The sequence below is a fragment of the Tritonibacter sp. SIMBA_163 genome, from assembly GCF_046535935.1.
GTDB lineage: Bacteria > Pseudomonadota > Alphaproteobacteria > Rhodobacterales > Rhodobacteraceae > Epibacterium > Epibacterium scottomollicae.
Genome location: NZ_JAWJBP010000738.1, coordinates 1 through 259 on the forward strand (window position 1 = coordinate 1; position 259 = coordinate 259).

The window sequence follows — 259 nt, forward strand, 5'->3', positions numbered from 1 at the left end:
GTGGGAGGCCAGGCGGCAGTTCTCGATGAAGGCCTGCCCCGCGGTCCGCGCGTCGCCGGTCGCCTCGCCGCCTTTCACCCCGAAGGCGACGATCGAGCCGGCGCCCTTCGGCAGCTGCCGCTGCGCCAGCGCGTGGTCGGGGTGGTCCTCCAGGTCCGGGTGCTGCACCCAGGCGACCTGCGGGTGCTCCTGCAGGAAGGCCAGCACCTTGTGGGTGGTCTCCATGTGCCGCGCCATCCGCAGGCCCAGCGTCTCGATC

1 protein-coding gene is annotated in these 259 nt (G+C 73.0%); it reads right to left on the bottom strand.

The genetic code is table 11. From position 1 onward, the window contains the following. A partial coding sequence (locus tag R0J92_RS24280; protein WP_411053565.1) for a PLP-dependent transferase occupies positions 1 to 258 on the bottom strand: 258 nt, incomplete at its 3' end. Position 259: the final 1 nt, after the last annotated feature.